The sequence below is a fragment of the Nocardia sp. NPDC055050 genome, from assembly GCF_053608345.1.
This window is the reverse complement of record NZ_JBSGVG010000004.1, coordinates 153,911-174,132: the sequence shown is the minus strand read 5'-3', so window position 1 is coordinate 174,132 and position 20,222 is coordinate 153,911. Positions and strand designations below refer to the sequence as shown.

The 20,222-nt window shown below is 67.2% G+C and carries 23 protein-coding genes; 7 read left to right on the top strand and 16 right to left on the bottom strand.

Going from position 1 to position 20,222, the window contains the following annotated elements; all coding sequences use genetic code 11:
- Positions 1-200: 200 nt before the first annotated feature.
- Both ACWGCN_RS06670 and ACWGCN_RS06665 read left to right on the top strand, forming a co-directional pair.
- Positions 201-1,037, top strand: coding sequence for an SDR family oxidoreductase (locus tag ACWGCN_RS06670; RefSeq protein ID WP_452458831.1), 837 nt, complete (start codon positions 201-203; stop codon positions 1,035-1,037).
- Positions 1,038-1,172: 135 nt separating this feature from the next.
- Positions 1,173-3,284, top strand: a complete 2,112-nt coding sequence (locus ACWGCN_RS06665; RefSeq protein ID WP_452458817.1) for a hypothetical protein — start codon at positions 1,173-1,175, stop codon at positions 3,282-3,284.
- Positions 3,285-3,433: 149 nt separating this feature from the next.
- Here ACWGCN_RS06665 and rpsQ read toward each other — a convergent pair whose 3' ends face one another.
- Genes rpsQ through rpsJ form a run of 11 tightly spaced genes read right to left on the bottom strand, consistent with a single transcriptional unit; the run spans position 3,434 to position 8,675 of the window.
- Positions 3,434-3,703 carry a 30S ribosomal protein S17 gene (gene rpsQ, locus ACWGCN_RS06660; RefSeq protein WP_056818470.1) on the bottom strand — a complete coding sequence of 90 codons (270 nt, stop codon included), beginning with the start codon at positions 3,701-3,703 and terminating at the stop codon, positions 3,434-3,436.
- Positions 3,700-3,939 (bottom strand): 50S ribosomal protein L29, encoded by a 240-nt coding sequence (gene rpmC, locus ACWGCN_RS06655; protein WP_056818473.1) that lies wholly within the window; start codon positions 3,937-3,939, stop codon positions 3,700-3,702. The genes rpsQ and rpmC overlap by 4 nt, the downstream gene beginning before the upstream one ends.
- Positions 3,939-4,355, bottom strand: a complete 417-nt coding sequence (gene rplP / locus ACWGCN_RS06650; RefSeq protein ID WP_266296839.1) for a 50S ribosomal protein L16 — start codon at positions 4,353-4,355, stop codon at positions 3,939-3,941. Before rplP ends, rpmC begins: the two co-directional genes overlap by 1 nt.
- A 3-nt stretch (positions 4,356-4,358) precedes the next feature.
- On the bottom strand, positions 4,359-5,153 hold the full coding sequence (rpsC, locus tag ACWGCN_RS06645) for a 30S ribosomal protein S3 (protein WP_452458399.1): 795 nt from the start codon (positions 5,151-5,153) through the stop codon (positions 4,359-4,361).
- Positions 5,154-5,555, bottom strand: coding sequence for a 50S ribosomal protein L22 (rplV, locus tag ACWGCN_RS06640; RefSeq protein ID WP_067448312.1), 402 nt, complete (start codon positions 5,553-5,555; stop codon positions 5,154-5,156). It abuts the gene before it with no gap.
- Entirely contained in the window at positions 5,552-5,833 is a 282-nt protein-coding gene (gene rpsS / locus ACWGCN_RS06635) for a 30S ribosomal protein S19 (RefSeq protein WP_056818481.1), read from the bottom strand. Before rpsS ends, rplV begins: the two co-directional genes overlap by 4 nt.
- 14 nt (positions 5,834-5,847) lie before the next feature.
- Entirely contained in the window at positions 5,848-6,684 is an 837-nt protein-coding gene (gene rplB, locus ACWGCN_RS06630) for a 50S ribosomal protein L2 (RefSeq protein ID WP_056818484.1), read from the bottom strand.
- 32 nt (positions 6,685-6,716) lie between these two features.
- On the bottom strand, positions 6,717-7,022 hold the full coding sequence (rplW, locus tag ACWGCN_RS06625) for a 50S ribosomal protein L23 (protein ID WP_067448314.1): 306 nt from the start codon (positions 7,020-7,022) through the stop codon (positions 6,717-6,719).
- Positions 7,019-7,693, bottom strand: coding sequence for a 50S ribosomal protein L4 (gene rplD / locus ACWGCN_RS06620; protein WP_452458400.1), 675 nt, complete (start codon positions 7,691-7,693; stop codon positions 7,019-7,021). The genes rplW and rplD overlap by 4 nt, the downstream gene beginning before the upstream one ends.
- Positions 7,690-8,355, bottom strand: a complete 666-nt coding sequence (gene rplC, locus ACWGCN_RS06615; RefSeq protein WP_071926407.1) for a 50S ribosomal protein L3 — start codon at positions 8,353-8,355, stop codon at positions 7,690-7,692. The genes rplD and rplC overlap by 4 nt, the downstream gene beginning before the upstream one ends.
- A 14-nt stretch (positions 8,356-8,369) precedes the next feature.
- Positions 8,370-8,675 carry a 30S ribosomal protein S10 gene (gene rpsJ, locus ACWGCN_RS06610; RefSeq protein WP_040804197.1) on the bottom strand — a complete coding sequence of 102 codons (306 nt, stop codon included), beginning with the start codon at positions 8,673-8,675 and terminating at the stop codon, positions 8,370-8,372.
- A 559-nt stretch (positions 8,676-9,234) separates the two neighbouring features.
- On the opposite strand from rpsJ, the gene ACWGCN_RS06605 reads away from it, so the two are divergent.
- The 4 genes from ACWGCN_RS06605 to ACWGCN_RS06590 all read left to right on the top strand — a co-directional run bounded on the left by ACWGCN_RS06605 (position 9,235) and on the right by ACWGCN_RS06590 (position 13,156).
- The gene (locus ACWGCN_RS06605) at positions 9,235-9,711 is read left to right on the top strand and encodes a hotdog fold domain-containing protein (protein WP_378993695.1); all 477 of its coding nucleotides are present in this window, start codon (positions 9,235-9,237) and stop codon (positions 9,709-9,711) included.
- Between the two features lie 65 nt (positions 9,712-9,776).
- The gene (locus tag ACWGCN_RS06600; protein ID WP_452458401.1) at positions 9,777-10,655 is read left to right on the top strand and encodes an ABC transporter ATP-binding protein; all 879 of its coding nucleotides are present in this window, start codon (positions 9,777-9,779) and stop codon (positions 10,653-10,655) included.
- A 52-nt stretch (positions 10,656-10,707) separates the two neighbouring features.
- Positions 10,708-11,892 carry an ABC transporter permease gene (locus ACWGCN_RS06595; RefSeq protein WP_452458402.1) on the top strand — a complete coding sequence of 395 codons (1,185 nt, stop codon included), beginning with the start codon at positions 10,708-10,710 and terminating at the stop codon, positions 11,890-11,892.
- Positions 11,893-11,971: 79 nt separating this feature from the next.
- The gene (locus ACWGCN_RS06590; RefSeq protein WP_452458403.1) at positions 11,972-13,156 is read left to right on the top strand and encodes a lycopene cyclase family protein; all 1,185 of its coding nucleotides are present in this window, start codon (positions 11,972-11,974) and stop codon (positions 13,154-13,156) included.
- Between the two features lie 57 nt (positions 13,157-13,213).
- Here ACWGCN_RS06590 and ACWGCN_RS06585 read toward each other — a convergent pair whose 3' ends face one another.
- The 3 genes from ACWGCN_RS06585 to ACWGCN_RS06575 are packed head-to-tail and all read right to left on the bottom strand — an operon-like array spanning position 13,214 to position 15,866.
- Complete coding sequence (locus ACWGCN_RS06585; RefSeq protein ID WP_378993703.1) at positions 13,214-14,059, bottom strand: ABC transporter permease; 846 nt, start codon at positions 14,057-14,059, stop codon at positions 13,214-13,216.
- The gene (locus ACWGCN_RS06580) at positions 14,056-14,865 is read right to left on the bottom strand and encodes an ABC transporter permease (RefSeq protein WP_449969409.1); all 810 of its coding nucleotides are present in this window, start codon (positions 14,863-14,865) and stop codon (positions 14,056-14,058) included. The genes ACWGCN_RS06585 and ACWGCN_RS06580 overlap by 4 nt, the downstream gene beginning before the upstream one ends.
- Positions 14,865-15,866 carry an ATP-binding cassette domain-containing protein gene (locus ACWGCN_RS06575; protein ID WP_378993707.1) on the bottom strand — a complete coding sequence of 334 codons (1,002 nt, stop codon included), beginning with the start codon at positions 15,864-15,866 and terminating at the stop codon, positions 14,865-14,867. The genes ACWGCN_RS06580 and ACWGCN_RS06575 overlap by 1 nt, the downstream gene beginning before the upstream one ends.
- Before the next feature lie 311 nt (positions 15,867-16,177).
- Here ACWGCN_RS06575 and ACWGCN_RS06570 point away from each other — a divergent pair, with 311 nt between their 5' ends.
- Positions 16,178-17,689, top strand: coding sequence for an aldehyde dehydrogenase family protein (locus tag ACWGCN_RS06570; protein ID WP_378993723.1), 1,512 nt, complete (start codon positions 16,178-16,180; stop codon positions 17,687-17,689).
- A 4-nt stretch (positions 17,690-17,693) separates the two neighbouring features.
- Here ACWGCN_RS06570 and ACWGCN_RS06565 read toward each other — a convergent pair whose 3' ends face one another.
- Positions 17,694-18,932, bottom strand: a complete 1,239-nt coding sequence (locus ACWGCN_RS06565; RefSeq protein ID WP_452458404.1) for a TetR/AcrR family transcriptional regulator — start codon at positions 18,930-18,932, stop codon at positions 17,694-17,696.
- Between the two features lie 146 nt (positions 18,933-19,078).
- A complete protein-coding gene (locus tag ACWGCN_RS06560) occupies positions 19,079-20,101 on the bottom strand; it encodes an alpha/beta hydrolase (protein WP_378993725.1) in 1,023 nt (340 codons plus the stop codon).
- Positions 20,102-20,222: the final 121 nt, after the last annotated feature.

The following is a 20,222-nucleotide window of genomic DNA, read 5'->3' as shown; positions in this document are numbered from 1 at the left end:
GACCCGAGCTGGGCAGTTGAGCGGCGCGCTGTCGGCCGAGTGTTGTGCATCAGTCGAACGCAGCAGGCGCCTGGTGATCGAGTGTCCAGAAGTCAGCGCTGAGGCTATCGCCGCGTTGTGATGGCGTGGAATACTGGCGACAATTTCTGGCATGACAACATGCCAGATGTAGCGGTTTCCACCGAGAGGGCATGTCCGCCATGAAACGTACGCACACCGGCAGGGTCGTCGCGGTGACCGGCGGTGCCGCTGGGATCGGGCTGGAGATCGCGCGGCAGTTCGCAGGCGCGGGGGCTCGGGTGTGTCTCGGTGACCTGTCGGGCAGCGCGGCGCGCGCGGCCGCGGCCGGGCTGCCGGGAACTGTGCACGGGTGCGAACTCGATGTGACCGACGAGCGGTCGTTTCATGACTTTCTCGCCGTCACCGAGGCGATCCTCGGACCGATCGACGTGCTCGTCAACAATGCCGGGGTGATGTGGGTCGGGTCGTTCGACGCCGAACCCGACAGCGCGACCGCGCGCATGCTCGCGGTGAATCTGCACGGAGTGATCCGCGGGGTGCGACTGGCGGCGCCTGCGATGCGGACACGCGGGCGCGGGCACATCGTCACCATCGCGTCGATCGCGTCCAAGGTCTCCCCCGCCGGTGAAGCGACCTACGCCGCGACCAAACACGGAGTGCTCGGGTATCTGACAGCGGTTCGCGAGGAATTGCGCGGGAGCGGCGTGCGGTTGACGGCGATCATGCCCGGGGTGGTCGATACCGAATTGGCGGTCGGAACCGATACCGGCGCAGCACAATTGCTTCAGCCCAGCGATGTCGCCACGGCAGTGCTCGAGGTTGTCGCACGGCCGCGATTCGAGGTGACATTGCCCGCGCATCTCGGGCCGCTACTCGGCCTGTCCGGTGCGCTGCCACAGTGGTTGCGCGACTTCGTCTTGCGGCGAACGGTACCGAATCAGGTTGCGGCGGTGGCCGGATCGTCGAGCCGCGCGTCGTATGAGAAACGGCTGCTCGACGGCGACACCGATTCCTGAATTCCGGCGTGTCGCCGCCGGGGATTCGGCGGAATCGACTCGTTGTCGTTGACCGGGGCACGGTCGGCGTTTACGCTCTCTGGCAATCACACATATGTTCGATAGTCCATATGTTCGAGTGGCGGAAGGCGCGACATGTCCGACGATCGGTTGAGCGAGAATGCCGCGATCGCGCCGAACACCGAGATCACGGCGCTCGCCCAGCAGGTCGCCACAGCCCGCGACAAGCTCCCCCTCCAACACGACACGGCCCTCTACGACGCGCTCTCCGACGACGAGATCCGCGCCGAACGGGAACTGGCCGAATGGATTCGCACGCAGCGGCGCACACAGCGTCGGCGCGCCGTGGGCGACGAGCTCGCCGCCGAACAACGCGACCGCCGCACCAGCGCCCTCATCCGCCGCACCGACGAAGCCGACGCGCGCTGGCATCGCAAGGCGCTGGCCGCACGACGACGGGTGTCGAGCGCCGACGCGCGCCTGGCCCAGCTGTACCGGCGGTCGGAATGGTCATCGCGCGCGCTGATCGGGGTCGTCGTTCTCGGCATGGTGTGGGCCGGGGTCAACGTGCAACGCAATCTCGTGCCGAGCGGCGACATGAGCGACCCGCTGTACTGGCTCAGCTACGGCATCGAGGCGATGATCTCGATCCCGATCATCGTCATCATGGTCACCGCGACCACCGCGGCCCGCTGGGGGCGTGAGTTGGAACGCGGCAAGGTAATCGTGTTCGAACTCGCCCTGCTCGGCACCACCATCGCCTTGAACGCGGGCCCCCACCTGGCCGCCGGATCCTTCGGTCGCGCAGCCGAATTCGCCATCGCCCCGGTGATGGTGGGTGTGGTGATCTGGTTGCACGCGTGGGTCTCCGCTCGGTACGCGATGTTGATCGAGAGTGCCTCCGTCGAATTGCCAGGGGACGCCGGGTATTCCGCATCCGAACGGATGGCTTCTCATGCGTTCCCGCAGCAGGCGGCCGACTCCCTCGCCGCCGACAGGCAGGCGCTCGGGCACACTCTGAGGATCGCAGTCGCGCCCGAACTCCGATCACCGCTGATCGACCCGGCTGTCGTCAGCTCGACCGCTCCGCATTCGGCGGCGAAACACGACCTCCGTGCAACCGCGACCCCCACCGACGTCGCGACTGCCGCGACATTCGGCGGGCACGAGGCCGCGACCGAGGCGACCGAGGCGACCGAGGCGACCGAGGATCTCGAGTTCGCCGCCGTGAAAACAGCGTCCGCCGCAGGCACCGACGAATTGATCTCCACCACAACCGGAACGGCTTTCGAGACCGCCGCGGCTTCCGAGCAGGCGAACCCCGCCGACAGCCTCGACCAGCCGATCGTCTCGGAGCCGGTGGTTCGCGATACCTCGGCGCCGCTGGTCGCAGCGGCCGAGGGCATCGCAGCGCCGTCGGCCGAACGCACCTACCCGCACGGCCTGCGCCGCCCGTCCGCCGACAAGCCGAGCGCCCCCGGCACCCTCGAACTCATCCACAAGGCGGCCGCCGACCATCGCCGTAACGGCACCGAGCACGTCGGCCGGACCACTGGGGTCGCCGCGACCTTGCGGCGAATACCGGTCACCGCCGCCGCGCACTCCCCTGCGGGCGAAGCAACCGGTACCGACCCGGTTCCCGAGGCGACGATGCACGCCGGCACCGTCGCCCGTGACCCTGATGGCGACACTCCACCGATCACCGATCCGGTAACGGTGCACAACGATCCCCAGCCCCCCGCCGCGGAGCCGGAGCAACTGACCCTCACCGCCGAACCCGGCGAGCAACTGGCCTTGCAGCCGGCGCCCGCACCACACACCGAGCCCACCCCAGAGCCGGCCGAATCCACCGCCCCAGTCCCCGAGCGGACAGACACCACCGCCTCGACCTCAGCGCCGACGGCAGCCGTCTCGCACCCGACAACAATCCCCGCTGCCGATCTCGACGAGCCCGCGGTACCGGACCCGGTCGACCTGGACGTCCCCGACGAAGACGACGACGATCTCCCGGCCCCCGACGACTTCGACTTCGACGAAGACACCGAGGTCCGCGCCCTGGCCCGCCGCATCGCCCACCGCAGCCCCCTGCGCCTGACCCTCGACCAGATCGAAGAGATCCTCGAACTCACCGACCAGTCCTGGTCGGCTCGCAGCATCGGCAGCGAAGTCGGCGTCCCCAGCAGCACGGTCACCAACATCGTCGAATTCGCCCACAAGATCCGCCAGCCCTACGCCTTCACCGGCTGACCCGGCCCACACCGCAAAAGGCCCGCCCCCTAACACCGGGTGCGGGCCTTTGTCATGTGACGGCATCGGGTCGTCGAACGACGATGGCCCGCTTCCCCAGAGGGAAACGGGCCATCGTACAAACGATCTCGATGGATCGAGGAGGGACCTTACTTGGCCTTCTCCAGGACCTCGACCAGACGCCAGCGCTTGGTGGCCGACAGCGGACGGGTCTCCATCAGCTGAACGTGGTCGCCGACGTGGGCGATCTCGTTCTCGTCATGCGCCTTCACCTTGGAGGTGGTGCGAATGATCTTGCCGTAGAGCTTGTGCCGGTGACGATCTTCCAGCTCGACGACGATCGTCTTGTTCATCTTGTCGGAGACAACGTAGCCGCTGCGTACCTTGCGGCTGTTGCGCTCTTCGGTGTTCTCGCTCATGCCGCATCTCCCTTGCCAGCGGGCGCCGTGGCCAGGCCGAGCTCGCGCTCACGCATGACCGTGTAAATGCGCGCGATCTCGTGGCGGACGACGCGCAGTCGACGGTTGTTGTCGAGCTGACCCGTCGCCATCTGGAAGCGCAGGTTGAACAGCTCTTCCTTCGACTCGCGCAGGCGTGCCACGAGCTCTTCTTCGTTGAGCTCACGGAGCTCTGCGGCCGGTGTTTCGGTAGCCATCAGAACTGCTCCTCCCTGGTCACGATCCTGCATTTCATCGGGAGCTTGTGCATCGCGCGGCGCAGGGCCTCACGAGCGGTCTCCTCGTTGGGGTAAGACATCTCGAACATGACCCGACCGGGCTTCACGTTCGCGACCCACCACTCCGGCGAACCCTTACCGGAACCCATGCGGGTTTCGGCCGGCTTCTTCGTGAGCGGGCGGTCGGGGTAGATGTTGATCCAGATCTTGCCGCCACGCTTGATGTGGCGGGTCATTGCGATACGCGCCGACTCGATCTGACGGTTGGTGACGTAGGCGGGCTCGAGAGCCTGGATGCCGTACTCACCGAAGGCCACCGCGGTGCCGCCCTTGGACATGCCCGAGCGACCGGGGTGGTGCTGCTTGCGGTGCTTGACGCGACGGGGCATCAGCATGCGTCAGCCCTCCTTGTTCTCTGCCGGAGCCTCCGCCACTGCAGTGGCGGCGCGACCGACCTCGGTGCTGGTCGCGGTGGTGCCAGTGGCGCCGGACCGACGAGGGCGGCTCGGACGCTCGCGACGCGGGCGCTCCGGAGCGGCGGCGGCGGCGTTCAGTTCACGACGACCACCGACGATGTCACCCTTGTAGATCCAGACCTTCACACCGATGCGACCGAAGGTGGTCTTGGCCTCGTAGAGGCCGTAGTCGATGTCCGCACGCAGCGTGTGCAGCGGAACACGACCTTCACGGTAGAACTCCGAGCGCGACATTTCGGCGCCACCGAGGCGGCCCGAGCACTGCACACGGATGCCCTTGACGTTCGGCGAACGCATGGCCGACTGAATGGCCTTACGCATCGCACGACGGAACGCCACACGGTTGGACAGCTGCTCGGCCACACCCTGAGCAACCAGCTGCGCATCCGACTCGGGGTTCTTGACCTCGAGGATGTTCAGCTGAACCTGCTTCTTGGTGAGCTTCTCCAGCTCGGCGCGGATGCGGTCGGCTTCCGCGCCACGACGACCGATCACGATGCCGGGACGCGCGGTGTGGATATCCACACGGACGCGATCACGGGTGCGCTCGATCTCGACCTTCGAGATGCCTGCCCGCTCCATGCCAGTGGCGAGGAGCTTGCGGATCTGAACGTCTTCCTTCACGTATTCCGCGTACTGCTTGTCCGCGTACCAACGCGACTTCCAGTCGGTGGTGATACCGAGGCGGAAGCCATGGGGGTTAATTTTCTGTCCCATTTACTTTGCCCCTCCCTTCCGGCGGCTACGAGTGGCAGCGCCGGTGGTGGGCACGCTCTCGACCTCGATGGTGATGTGGCTGGTGCGCTTACGAATCCGGAACGCACGGCCCTGGGCCCGCGGCTGGAAACGCTTCATGGTGGCGCCCTCGTCGACAAAAGCAGTCGAGATGACCAGGGTGGCCGGGTTGAGGCCGAGGTTGTTCTCGGCGTTCGCCGCGGCCGAAGCCACGACCTTGGCCACGGGCTCGCTGGCAGCCTGCGGTGCGAACCGCAGGATCGCCAGCGCGTCCTCGACGCTCTTGCCGCGGACCAGGTCCACGACTCGACGGGCCTTCATCGGGGTGACCCGAACGTGCTTGGCGGTTGCGCGTGCAGTCGGGTTCTGAATGGTTTCAGTCATCGCCGCTTGCTCTTCCGGTCGTCCTTGACGTGGCTCTTGAACGTCCTGGTCGGCGCGAACTCACCGAGCTTGTGGCCGACCATGTTGTCCGAGATGAACACCGGCACGTGCTTGCGACCGTCGTGGACGGCGAAAGTGTGCCCGATGAAATCGGGGATGATGGTCGAGCGACGCGACCAGGTCTTGATGACCTGCTTCGTGCCCTTTTCGTTCTGCACGTCCACCTTCGCGAGGAGGTGGTCGTCGACGAACGGGCCCTTCTTGAGGCTGCGTGGCATTTCTTACCTCCTCCTTAGCGCTTCTTGCCGGTCTTACGACGGCGAACGATGAGCTTGTCGCTCGGGCGGTTGGGCTTGCGGGTGCGGCCCTCAGGCTGACCCCACGGGGAGACCGGGTGGCGACCACCGGAGGTCTTACCCTCACCACCACCGTGCGGGTGGTCGACCGGGTTCATGACGACACCACGGACGGTAGGACGACGGCCCTTCCAGCGCATACGGCCGGCCTTGCCCCAGTTGATGTTCGACTGCTCGGCGTTGCCGACCTCGCCGACGGTGGCGCGGCAGCGCACGTCGACACGGCGGATTTCACCCGAAGGCATACGAAGGGTCGCGTACGGCCCTTCCTTGCCCAGCAGCTGAATGCTCATTCCGGCGGAACGAGCCATCTTGGCGCCGCCGCCCGGACGCAGCTCCACGTTGTGGATCGTGGTACCGGTCGGGATGTTGCGCAGCGGCAGGTTGTTACCCGGCTTGATGTCGGCCGTGGGGCCGGACTCGATCGGGCTGCCCTGCTTGATGCCCTTCGGCGCGATGATGTAGCGCTTCTCGCCGTCGGCAAAGTGCAGCAGTGCGATGTTGGCGGTGCGGTTGGGGTCGTACTCGATGTGAGCGACCTTGGCCGGGATGCCGTCCTTGTCCAGCCGACGGAAGTCGATCAGACGGTAGGCACGCTTGTGACCGCCACCGCGGTGACGCGTGGTGATGCGACCGTGCGCGTTACGACCACCGGACTTGGTGAGCGGGCGCAGCAGCGACTTCTCCGGCGTCGACCGGGTGATCTCGGCGAAGTCCGAGACGCTGGAGCCACGACGGCCCGGCGTTGTCGGCTTGTATTTACGGATTGCCATGAGTTCTTCTCGCTTTCTGGAGTCCCAGGCGCTTACGCGACCGGTCCTCCGAAGATCTCGATGGGCTTGCTATCGGCCGAGAGGGTCACGAGTGCGCGCTTGGTGTCCTTGCGCTTTCCGTAACCGAATTTGGTCCGCTTGCGCTTGCCCTGACGGTTGGCGGTATTGACGCTGGTGACCTTGACGCCGAAAACCTTCTCGACGGCGATCTTGATCTGCGTCTTGTTCGAATCCGGGTGCACCAGGAAGGTGTAGGTGCCTTCCTCGATCAGCCCATAGGACTTCTCCGAGATGACCGGTGCGAGCAGGATGTCGCGGGGGTCGGCGATGGTGCTCACTTGCTCTCCTCCTGGGCCGCCTCGGCGGGACCGTGAACGAAAGCGTTCAGGGCCTCGACGCTGAACACCACGTCGTCGCTGTTGAGCACGTCGTAGGTGTTGAGCTGATCCGGGGCGATCGGCAGCACGTTCTGCAGGTTCGCCACGCTCTTCCACGCGGCGACGTCCTCGCGGCCGACGACGACCAGGAACTTCTTGCGGCCCGAGAGCTCGGCCAGGAAGTCCTTGGCAATCTTGGTCGACGGGTTCTGACCCGCGACCAGTTCGGTGATCACGTGGATGCGCTCGTTGCGGGCCCGGTCGGAGAGGGCACCGCGCAGGGCGGCGGCCTTCATCTTCTTGGGGGTCCGCTGGCTGTAGTCACGCGGCTGCGGGCCGTGGACGGTGCCACCGCCGGCGAACTGCGGCGCACGGGTCGAGCCCTGACGGGCGCGGCCGGTGCCCTTCTGGCGGTACGGCTTCTTGCCACCACCGGAGACCTCGCCACGAGTCTTCGTGGAGTGGGTGCCCTGGCGAGCGGCGGCCAGCTGAGCGATGACGACCTGGTGCATCAGCGCGACGTTGGCGGTCACGTCGAAGATCTCCGAGGGGAGTTCGACGGTGCCTTCGGTCTTGCCGCCTGCGGCCTTAACGGTCAGCGTCAGGTTGGCCTTCTTGTCGAGGCTGGTCATGCGTGCGCACCACCCTTCACGGCGCTCTTGACGATCACGACGTTGCCCTTGCGGCCAGGGATAGCACCCTTGACCAGGAGCAGGCCGTTCTCGGCGTCGACCTTGTGAACCGAGAGGTTCTGCGTGGTGACGCGGTCGTTACCCATACGACCCGACATGCGCATGCCCTTGAACACGCGGCCGGGAGTGGCACAGCCACCGATGGAACCCGGGCGACGGTGCACAGCCTGCGCACCGTGCGAGGCGCCCTGGCCCTTGAAGCCGTGACGCTTCATGGTGCCGGCGAAGCCCTTGCCCTTGCTGATTCCGGTCACGTCGACGTAGGTGCCCTCTTCGAAGACATCAGCCGAGAGTTCCTGGCCGATCTCGAAGGTGGAGGCATCCGCGACGCGGATCTCGGTGACGTGGCGGCGCGGGGTGACACCGGCCTTGGCGAACTGGCCGGAAGTCGGCTTGTTCACCTTGCGCGGGTCGATGGCGCCGAAAGCGATCTGCACGGCCGAATAGCCGTCGCGCTCCACGGTACGAATCTGGGTGACCACGTTCGGGCCCGCCTTGATGACGGTGACCGGGACGACGCGGTTCTTCTCGTCGAAGACCTGGGTCATGCCGAGCTTGGTGCCCAGGATGCCGGCTGCGGGCCGGTTCTTGTTGTCAGTCATGTCTCGAGTCCCCGTCACTGAATGTTGACGTCGACGCTGGCCGGGAGGTCGATGCGCATGAGCGCGTCCACCGTCTTCGGCGTCGGGTCGAGGATGTCGATGAGGCGTTTGTGCGTGCGCATCTCGAAGTGTTCGCGCGAGTCCTTGTACTTGTGCGGCGAACGGATGACGCAGTAGATGTTCTTCTCGGTCGGCAACGGCACAGGCCCGACCACACGGGCGCCGGTGCGGGTCACCGTTTCCACGATCTTGCGCGCTGACGCGTCGATCGCCTCGTGGTCATAGGCCTTGAGCCTGATGCGGATCTTTTGTCCCGCCACGCTAAGTGTCCTTTTCTCCGCTTTCCTTCGTGGTCACAGGAGCTGAACTCCCGCACCACCCTCAATTTGCACAGCCCGAACACAAGAAAGACGCCTCAGCGTGGTTTCCCACTGAAAGACCCGCAACCAGGGCGCACCAAAAGGCACTACCTAGTCCTCGCCGCTGTTCATCTGTCATGGTTCTCCGGCCCACGCGGTCGGGCGTGTCGCCCTAACGCTTATTCTCCGACCCCGGTCATCTGCTCACCATCGGTCGGAAGTGCGTGGTACCGAACGTATCCACACCGGTGAACCGGCGAGATACAAACTACTGCTCCCCCTGCCCGGACCATCCGCTCCGAGGAGTCGGTCGATCCTGCGCAAGGCAACCCGAACAGTATGCACCATGCCGACGACGTCCTTCAAATCGGGGGTCATGAGGTATCGATCACGCCCACAGGGGGCTTCCACCTCGACCGCACCGCCGGCTGGGCTGTACCGATGAATGGTAGCTGGCTTGTCGCCCCGCCTGACCACCGGAGGGTTACCACAGAACTTACTTTTGAGTAAGATAGTGCTCATGACACAGGAAACCGCGACCTACCGCGGCTGGAAGAAGCTGCCCGACAATCGCATCGGGCACGCGCTGTTCTCGCTCGGCATGGTCGCCCGGGTCCCCTACTTCGGCACCGTGCTCCCCCAGGTGATCCGCCTCGAGCCCGGCGTCTGCGAGGTGACCTCCCCGAAGTGGTTCGGCATCCACAACCACCTCGGCACCTTCCACGCGATCGCGGCCTGCAATCTCGCCGAGGTGGCGATGGGCATGCTCAGCGAGGCCACCGTCCCCACCACCCACCGCTGGATCCCCAAGTCGATGAACGTCCAGTACCTGGCCAAGGCGGAATCCGGGCTGCGTGCCGTGGCGAAGCTCGACGAGATCCCCGACTTCGCCGCGATCACCAAGGGCCAGGAACTGACGGTCCCCGTCTCGATCTACGACAAGGACGGCATCGAGGTCGTGCACGCCGACATCACCACCTGGGTGTCGCCACGCTGATCACGGCCACGTGAACCGCGGCACCGGTACGGTTGTGGGCCAGGCAACAAAGGACGGGGAGTTCGATGTTGGAAGTCGCCCATGTGACGCGGCGGTTCGGGGAGAACGTGGCGGTCGACGACGTGTCGTTCGCCGTCCTGCCCGGTGCGCTGACCGGGTTCGTCGGGGGTAACGGGGCGGGCAAGACCACCACCATGCGAATGATCATGGGCGTCTTGGCCGTTCAGTCCGGCGAGATGCGGTGGGACGGACGGACGGTGACCGAGCTGGACCGGCGCTCGTTCGGCTATATGCCCGAGGAGCGGGGGCTCTATCCCAAGCAGCCGGTGCTCGACCAGCTCGTGTACCTGGCGCGCTTGCGTGGACTGCCCGCCGACAAGGCCAAGGCGCGTACCGAAAGCCTGCTGGAGCGGTTCGATCTGGGCACGCGCGGCAAGGACAAGCTCGAATCGTTGTCGCTGGGCAATCAGCAACGCGTCCAGATCGCGGCGGCGGTGATCGCGCAGCCGTCGGCGCTGATCCTGGACGAACCGTTCTCCGGGCTCGACCCCATGGCCGTGGATTCGATGGTGGAGTTGCTGCGCGAGTACGCCGATCAGGGCGTGCCGGTGCTGTTCTCGTCGCATCAACTGGATCTGGTGGAGCGGCTGTGCGATCAGCTGGTCGTGCTCGCCGCGGGCCGGGTGGTCGGGCAGGGCTCGGTCGAGGAGCTGCGGTCCACCGGTGGCTCGCGGTATCGGCTGGTGCTCGAAGACGATGCGGGGTGGTTGTGGGGGTATCCGGGGGTTCGGGTGGTCGAGAGTACCGGGCGGGGTGTGTTGTTCGAGGTCGACGGCGGCGGCACCGACGGGGTGCTGAAGGAGGCGCTGTCGCGGGGTTCGGTGCGCGAGTTCACCGAGGTGCGGCCGACGGTCGCCGAGATCTACCGGGAGGTGACGGCATGAGAGTTCAGCGCCTGGCGGCGGTAGCTCAGGTGACCACGGAGGGCGCCCGATCATGCCGAGCAGACGCGTGAACGGCGTGTGGCGGATCGTCGCCGCGCGGGAGATCGCGGTGAAACTGCGTGACCGCAACTTCGTCATCTCGACGGTGGTGACGCTCGTGGTGATCGTCGCGTCGCTGATTCTCACCGGGTTCCTCAGCAGCAGACCCGACAAGATCGATGTGGCGATCGCCGGTTCGGACACCTCTGTCGTGCTCGAAACGGCGAACACCCTGGCCTCCGGCGCCGGTACCGACACCAGCTTCACCGCACGGCCCGTCGCCGACCGGGCCGCGGTCGAGCAGCTGGTGCGCGAGGACGCGGTCGACGTGGGCCTGGTCCCCGCCGAACCCAGCGGGTGGCAGCTGATCGGCAAGACCGCCGAGGACGACGCCGCGGCCACCTACATCACCGCCGCCGCCCAGCAGCTCGCGTTGCAGCGCAATGCCGCCGCCGCGGGCGTTTCGCTCGACGAATTGGGGCGCGGTGCCACCGTGACCTACGGCTTGCTCGAGCAGGGCGCGATCGATCCCGGGCTCGCCAAGAGCATCTCGTTCGTCTTCGCGTTCCTCTTCTACATGGCGTCGGTGTTGTTCGGCATGTCCATCGCGCAGAGCGTGGTCGAGGAGAAGCAGAACCGGATCGTGGAGATCCTGGCGAGTGCGATTCCGTTGCGGCAGTTGCTGATCGGCAAGGTCGTGGGCAACGCGGCGCTGGCCTTCGCGCAGTTGGCCGTGTTCGTCGGTGCCGGGCTGATCGGGTTGGCCGTCACCGGCAAGGGTGCTCAGCTGGGCCAGATCGCCGGGGCCGCGGGCTGGTTCATCGTCTTCTTCCTCGTCGGCTTCCTCGCCTTGGCGAGCCTGTGGGCTGTCGCGGGCGCGCTCGCCACTCGCAGCGAAGACCTCCAGTCCACCTCGACTCCGCTCGGGTTGCTCATCATGATCGTGCTGTTCGCGGGCATCTTCCTCACCGGCACCGCCCGTGTCATCGGCTCCTATGTCCCGATCATGTCCATCGTCGCCATGCCCGCCCGCCTGGCCGACGGCACCGCCGCCTGGTGGGAACCCTTCATCGCCCTCGCCCTGATGGCGATCGCCACCTACGGAATCGTCGTCATCGCCGAGAAGATCTACCGCCGCTCGCTGATGCAGACCCAAGCGCGCCTGACCATGCGCCAGGCCCTGGCCTTGGAGGACTAGGAATCGCGGCGTCGAGGCGGTGTGACGACCGGGTCACTGATGCTTGCGTGGCGATGGGTGGGGCCGATTGAATGCGGACGTGAGTGTTGTGCGGGAATTCGATATCTGTGTGGTCGGGCTGGGGCCGGCCGGGCGGGGGCTGGCGCATCGGGCCGCGGTGGCCGGGTTGCGGGTGGCCGCGGTGGATCCGCGGCCGGAGCGGCTGTTTCCGCCGACCTTCTCCTGCTGGATCGACGAACTGCCGCAGTGGCTGCCCGCGAGTGCGATCGCGCAGCGCATCGCGGCGCCGACAGTGTGGACCACAGGCAAGCATCGGATCGAGCGGCCGTATTGCGTGCTCTCCAAGGCTGGGCTGCACGCCGCGTTGGCCCTGGACGACGCGACCGTCTTCGCGGATCGGGCGCGGCGGGTGGACGCGCACGAGGTGGAACTCGCGGACGGGACGGTGATCTCGGCGGGGGCGGTGTTCGATACGCGGGGGCTGCCGACGTTGGGCCGGCGCAGGGCCGCCTCGGCGCACGGGATCTTCGTGGACGCGCAGACCGCGGCACCGATGGTCGCCGAAGGTGAAGGGCTGCTGCTGGACTGGCGGCCGGAGAACGGGGCGGGCCCGGACGAGCCGCCGTCGTTCCTCTACGCGGTACCGCTCGGGGACGGGACGGTGATCTTCGAGGAGACGAGCCTCGGGCTACGTGGCGGGATGCCGCAGCACGAGTTACGCAAGCGCACGCTGAACAGACTCGCGGCACACGGTATCCAGCTCACCGGCGACGAACCGCACGAAGCCGCCCACTATCCCCTGGATCAGCGGCCCTCGAAGAAAGGCACGGCGATCGCGGTGCCGTTCGGCTCGCGCGGCGGGATGATGCACCCGTGCACCGGCTACAGCGTGGCCGACTCCCTCGCGCTGGCCGACACCGCCGTCGCCGCGGTGCAGCGAGGCGAGGACCCGATCGGAGCCCTCTGGCCGTGGCAGGCCAGGGCAGTCTACTGGATGCGCATGCGTGGTCTGTGGGGTCTCGGCCGGCTCACCACCGATCAGTCGATCGCCATGTTCGACGCCTTCTTCACCGAATCCGAACGAGGTCAGCGGGCCCTGCTCTCGGCCCACGACGACTACACCGCCCTCGGCGCCGTGCTGTTCAACACCGTGGCCCACACCTGGCCGTTCCGCTGGCGCTACGACCTCGTCGGCTGGACCAACCGCGACCGCTGGCTCGACTACCCCTTCGCTCCCGCCGGCGCGGACTACCCCAGCCGATAACGCACTGATCGCCGCCACGACGTTCGCGGCGGCGATCAGGAGCGAGGCGGTCCGGGCTCAGGACGACTCGGCGGCCTTCTTGTAGCCGACGATCGCCGGGTAGGCGAAGACCGCGACCATGCCGACCGTCCAGGCGACGGTCTTCAGCAGCGGTTCAGCGACCGGCCCACCGTAGGACAGGCCCTTCATCGCATCGATGGCACAGCTCATCGGTTGATTGGCGACCACATCCTGCAACCAGGTCGGGTAGGCGAAGACGGGGACGAAGCCGGTGTTGAAGAACATCAGCAGCGTGTTGAGGATGCCGATGAGGCTGATCAGCATCACGCCCTCGGTGATCGTGGCCAGCGCGGTCACCATCACCGCGAACCCGATGCCGAACAGCACCGGAACCAGGACCAGCGCGATATTGGCGAACGGGTCCTCCATGAACAGGAACCCGAGCGGCACCGCGACGAGCAGCACGATCAGCGTGGTGAGCAGGATGCGCAGCATCTCGGCCAGCAGTCGGCCGGTCAGCAGCGAGGCCTTGTTGAGCGGCATCGTGTAGAACCGGCTGAGCAGCCCCGAAGCCTTCTCGCGCTTGAACCCGAGGGCACTCACCACCGCGCCGGTCATGGCCGCGACCAGGGTGAGCAGCGCGGCCTGGCCGTAGATGCTGGGGGCACCGGTGGCCGCGGTGATCGAGTCACCGAGCACGATCCGGAACATCAGCAGGGTCACCGCCGGGTAGGCGATGGTCTGGATGGTCGTCGACGGGTCGCGCAACCACACCATCAGCAGACGCTTGGTCTGGATCAGGCTGTGGGTGAACCACACCGACACCGAACCTTCCGGCTTGGTGTGCACCACCGGAAGGTCGGCCGCGGCCTCCTCGACCGAGGTCTTCTCGATTGTTGTCATGATCGCCTCACACTCGCCCACACAGCCAGTGGGAGGAAGAAAACTGCCAGTCCGCCGAGCCATACCAGCGACACCCACGTGCCCGCCCAGCTCAGATGACCCGCGGCCATATCGCTGAGGGTCTGGGCGAACTGCGAGATCGGCTGGTTGCGCGCGAACGGCCGCACCCACGACGGGAAGCTGGCCTCGGGCACGAACCCGGTCGACATCATGCCGAAGATCAGAATCGGCAGCGTGAGGGCCTGGCTGAGCGCCTCCGGGTTCTTGGTGAGGCTGCCGAGCGCGTCGGCGCCGAGCGTGAGCACCACGCCGACGGTCAGCGCGAATCCGCAGAACGCGAGCGCCTGCAACCAGCCGCCGGTGAACCGGAACCCGATCACATAGCCGTACCCGACCGTCGCGATCAGGGAGACGACCGACCGCACCAGACCCGCGCAGATGCGCGACATCAGCGGCACCAGCGAACCGATCGGCATGGTCTGCAACCGAGTGCTCAACCCGGTGAGCGCTTCGAACGCCGCGAGCTGCGCGTTCGACATCATCGTCATGGCCATCGTCTGCAGCACGACGATCGGCATCACGTACTGCGCGTAGTCGATGCCCTGGACCTTCATCACGTACCGCAACGGCAGGTAGAAGGCCACGGTCACCACGAGCGGAGTGAGCACCGCGACGATCAGCTCGCCCTTGGTGGCCATGGTGTGCACGATGCGCCCGGTCAGCGCGCGCCACTGCGCGAAACTGCTCGGGCGCACAGCGGGAAGCTCGGCGAACAAGCTGTTCGCCGCGGGGGTGGACACGCTCACTAGTGGCCGCCCGAGTGGCCGGTGATCGACAGGAACACGTCGTCGAGCGAGGGCCTGCGCAGCGCGATGTCGGCCAGGTCGATGCCCGCGGCGTCGAGCCTGCGCAGGGCCTCGGCGAGGGTGGCGGCGCCGTCGGGGGCCGGGATGGACACCTTGTCGGCACCGTCGGTCTCGGCGGCGACGGCGGCCGGGACCAGGTCACCGAGGGCCTTGACGGTCTGCGGGACGCGGCTCGGGTCGAGCGGCACGATCTCGCAGAAGCTGCCGCCGGTCTTGGCTTTGAGCTCGTCGGCGGTGCCCTCCGCGATGACGGTGCCCTTGTCGATGACGATGATGTTGTCGCTGAGCACGTCGGCCTCTTCGAGGTACTGCGTGGTCAGCAGCACCGTGATGCCCTGGTTCTTGAGCGCGGTCACCAGATCCCACACGCCCTGGCGGCTGCGCGGGTCGAGGCCGGTGGTCGGCTCGTCGAGGAACACCACCTCGGGCCGCACCACCAGCCCGCAGGCGATGTCGACGCGACGGCGCATGCCGCCGGAGTAGTTGCGCACGGCCCGCTTGCCCGCGCTCACCAAGTCGAATTCCTCGAGCAGCACTTCGGCGCGCTTGCGGGCGGCCGACTTGGTCAGGCCCATCAGGCGACCGAACAGCTCGAGGTTCTCCCGGCCGGTCAGATTCTCGTCGAGCGCGGCGTACTGGCCGGTCATCATGATCGAGCGGCGCACGCCCGCGGCATCGGTGAGCACGTCGTGCCCCGCGACGACGGCGGTGCCGGAGTCGGGACGGAGCAGGGTCGACAGGACCTTGACCATGGTGGTCTTGCCCGCGCCGTTGGGGCCGAGAATACCCAGCACACTGGCCTTGTCGGCCTGGAAACTGATGCCCTGCAAAGCGTGCACATCGCCGAACGACTTGCGCACGTCGGACACCAGCACCGCGGGTTCACTGTCGCTCGACGCGACGCCACCTGCGGGCGAATCCACTGAGATCGAACTCGGCATCAACTCTCCACCATCGGCCGGTGCGCACGGCCCTGGAAGAGACGAGCGCACGCGGAATAAATTCTTCCCGGTAAGTGATCCATACCGTTCGGCGCGATGTTACCGGTCCGGCGGTTTTCCGGGCCCGGTCTGCGTTGATGCGCCCGGTTTGCCGGGCGCTGCCTGCGACGCGCTGTGGTGTTGCTCACCTGGGCAGTGCAAGGGCAGTGCGCGAACCTTGTCGGCCGGGCCGCGCGCCCATACGCTGACAGCGGGGAAACACTCGTCTCACCGGCCCGCGCGCGGGCGTGTTCGATCTTGGGGAGGTGACCATGGTCGAGTCGGCTCCTACCGCCGCCGCGCCCGCCGGTCGATCCGATGTGCTCACGGCTTTCGATCCGCGCACCGGTGAACAGCTCGCGCAGTATCCCGTGCAGGGCACGGCCGAGGTCACCCGCGCTGTGCGCACCGCGCGCGCCACCCAGAACTGGTGGGGGGAACTCGCGTTCAGCGAGCGCAAGCACCTGCTCCTCGACTGGCGTCGCGAGATCGCCAGGAACGCAGGCGAGTTGGTGGAGCTGCTGCGCAGCGAGACCGGCAAACCGGAGGCCGACGCCACTCTCGAAGTGATGCTGGCGGTGGAGAATCTGGACTGGGCCGCCCGCAACGCCGAGCGCACGCTGGGCCGAAAGCGCCTGTCCACCGGCTGGTTCACCCGCAATCAGCACGCCTCCGTCGGCTACCTCCCGCTGGGCGTGATCGGCGTACTCGGCGCGTGGAACAACCCGGTCTTCACGCCGATGGGTTCGATCGCCTATGCCATGGCCGCTGGCAACACGGTGGTGTTCAATCCGCACGAACTCAGTACCGGTGTCGGCACCTGGCTGGCCGACAGCTGGGCCGCGGTATCGCCCGAACAGCCCGTGCTGCAAGCGGTTACCGGAAATTCGCGGACCGCTACCGCCCTGTGCAAGGCCGAGGTGGACAAGATCGCCTACGCCGGGCCCGAAGCGCGCGGACGCGAGGTGATCGCGCTGTGCGCCCAGACGCTGACGCCGGTGGTGGTGGAGAACAGCGGCAAGGGCAGCATGATCGTGCACGTCGACGCGGTGCTCGACGCGGCCGCGGAGGCGGCGGTGTTCGGGGCGATGGCCAATGCCGGGCAGAACTCCTCGGGCATCCAGCGCTGTTATGTCGCCGATTCGGTGTTCGACGACTTCCTGGCCAGGGTGGCCGAGCGGGCGGCGAAACTGCGTCCCGGTGCCGACAACCGCGCCTCCTACGGGCCGATGATCAATGCCACCCAGGTCGACGTGGTGCGCAGACAGGTCCGTGACGCGCTCGCCCACGGCGGGCACGCGGTGCTCGGGGGGCTCGATTCGTTCCGCGACCCGTACGTGGAGCCGATCGTGCTGGCCGAGGTGCCGGAGGAGAGCATCGCGATCACCGGCGAAGGGCTCGGCCCGGTTCTCGTGGTGAACCGGGTCGCCGACCTGGCCGATGCGGTCACCCGGGTGAACGCGGCGGGCAACGGCATCGCCGTCACTATCTTCACTCTCGACATCCCCAGTGCGGAGCTCATCGCCGAACAGCTGAAAGTGGGTGTGGTGACGGTGAATTCGTCGACCGCGTTCACCGGCATCCCGGCCCTGCCGTTCGGCGGTGTCGGCGAATACGGCCAGGGACACAGCCACGGTCAGCACGGGCTGTACGAATACAGCCGCACGATGTCGATCGCGCGCAGGCGCTACCGGGCCCCGATCCGGCTGTCGACCTTCGACCGCCGACCAGGGCACTTGCAGACGGCGAAAGCCCTGTTCCGTTTACGCCACGGCCGCGGCTGAGCGGCTAGTTCCCGTCCACCGAGCCGCTGCCGAGCAGCACCGCGCCGGTCAGCGCGGCGAGGCGGGCGAGCTGTTCGGGGCGCGAGTCGAAGCGCAACAGCCGGCCGACATCGATGATCTGGCCGACCGCGGCGTGCACCCGGAAGCGGGCTTCGATCGGGTCGCCGTCGAGCAGGTTGGCCCATTCCAGGATGTTCTGCCGCTGGATGGCGCGCAGGCGGTGCTGTTCGGCCTGCGGGAGGTTGCTGAACTCCGCGTAGTAGACGGGCGCGATCTCGGGCGTCGCGAAGGTGAGGCGCGCGTGCTGGTCGGCGATGCGGCGGGCGGCGTCGGCCCGGTTCTCGCTCTCGGCCAGCGCCTCGCCGATCGCGACCGCGAGCCGGTCGGCGGTGCGATGAAAGGCGGCCGCGAGCAGGTCGGCCTTGCTGTCGAAGTGGCGGTACACGCTGGAGGCGTTGATGCCGACGGCGGCGCCGATCTCCTCGATGCCGGATTCGTGATACCCGTTGCGGCCGAAGATCCGGATCGCCTCGGTGAGCAGCTGTTCACGTTTCGAGGTGACCGGCAGACCACGGGGCTGCTTGTCGGGCTCGGCCGCGGCGGGGGTCGGCGGCAGCTCGGCGCGCACGATCGCCCAGGCCATCTCGCGCTGCACCGCGAGCATGCGGCCGTGTGAGAGGGTGGTGCGGTGTGCGGCGATGCTGGCCAGCGAACTCAGCGCGCCGACGGCGAGCAGGATGCGGTCGTCGGCGCTCGCCTCCGGCCGGACGTCGGCGATCCGCGCGGCGACGTTCGCCTCGAGTTCGCGATAGAACGCGCGGATGCGCACCCGGTCATCGGGCTCGAGGTAGCGGCGTTCCCAACGGTAGAGCCCGGCCTCGCGCCGGATGTCGATATTGCGTTCGGCGACGGCGGTGAGCACCGCGTCGAGCCTGGCTTCCGGGCTCAGCGACGGGTCGTCGGCCGCCGCGGCGACATCGCGCAAACCCCGAGCGCCCTCCTCGGCGGCGGCGACGAGCAGCGCGTACTTGTTGGCGAAGTGGCGGTACAGCGCGGGTCCGGAGATGCCGACCTCGGCGGCGATCTCGTCCACGCCGACCGGGTAGTAGCCGCGCGCGCTGAACGCACGGGCGGCGGCCCGCATGATCTGCATCTTGCGGTCCTTCGGCCTGCGGCGCACGACACGGGCAGGTGCGGCCGTCGGCTCGCGGGCCTGTTCGGCCTCACTGCGATCGGCGACCATGCACTCACTTTCCGTTGCGCGAACCGGGTTGGTCCAAGTCAACCTAAGTTAACCACAATTCGCAAACGTCGAGGGCAGGTCGAGGAAATGGGACCGCCCCGGCAGCGACGTGCTCGCTATCGGGGCGGTTCGGGATAAACCAGCGCTTACAGGCCGAGCCCGCGGGCCAGGGTCGGCCACGACAGCTTCAGCTCGTCCTTCCAGTAGCCCCACGAGTGGGTGCCGCTGGGGCGGAAGTTGAAGGTCGCCGGGATACCCAGCTCGTTGAGCCGGTTGGCCAGATTGTGCGTGCAGTAGTTGGTGCCCGCCTCGATGACGCCACCGATGACGATCTGGTTGGCCAGGCCGTAGGCGCCGGGCAGCGCGTACGGACCGTCGAGGGTGTCGTACGGGCCGGGCAGGCCGTTGCCGGTGGAGATGTAGAGATCGAGGCCGCGCAAACCTTCGGCATTCACGTACGGGTCGTTCGCGACCCAGTCCTGCGAGCCCTGCGGACCCCACATGTTCATGGTGTCGCCGCCACCCCAGGTCTCGACCGTGACCTTCACGAACTCCGAACCGACCGGGTCGGAGGTCTGCGCGCAACCGCTGTACGCCGCGGCCGCCTTGTACAGGCCGGGCTTGGCGATCGGCAGCGCGAGCACGGTGGTGCCGGAGGTGGACAGACCCGCGATGGCGTTCACACCGTTGGTACCGAGCGCACCGTCGACCAGCGGGGGCAGTTCCTCGGTGAAGAAGGTCTTCCACTTGTTGCGGCCGAGGACCGGGTCGTCGTGGATCCAGTCGGTGTAGTAGCTCCAGGCGCCACCGATCGGCTGGATGACGTTGACGTTCTTGTCGCCGAGGAATTCGAGCGCGTCGGTCTTGGCCACCCACGACGCCGAATCCTCGCCGCCGCCCGCACCGTTGAGCAGGTACAGGGTGGGGCGCGGGACCGAGGCGTCGGCGGGGCGCTGCACGTCGACGATGATGTTCTGGTCCATGGCCGCGGAGTACACGTGCAGTCGCAGACTGCGCGAGTCCTTCACTTCGGCCTTGACGATCTTGGAGCCGTCCTCGGAGACCGGGTTGGCGAGCAGGCTCTTGGAATCGATGATCGGGTCAGCTGACGCCGGGCTCGTACCGATGCCGGACATCAGTCCCGCCGCCACTGCCGTTGCCGCGATCATCGCCGCGGCCCGGGAGCCACGACGCCGGGTGTGCCGACGCATCAATTTCGCACCTTCGCTTCGTCTCGAATTCCGATTCGGTCCGTGCTCCGACAGGGCACGAAGTTGCAACCAGCCAGAC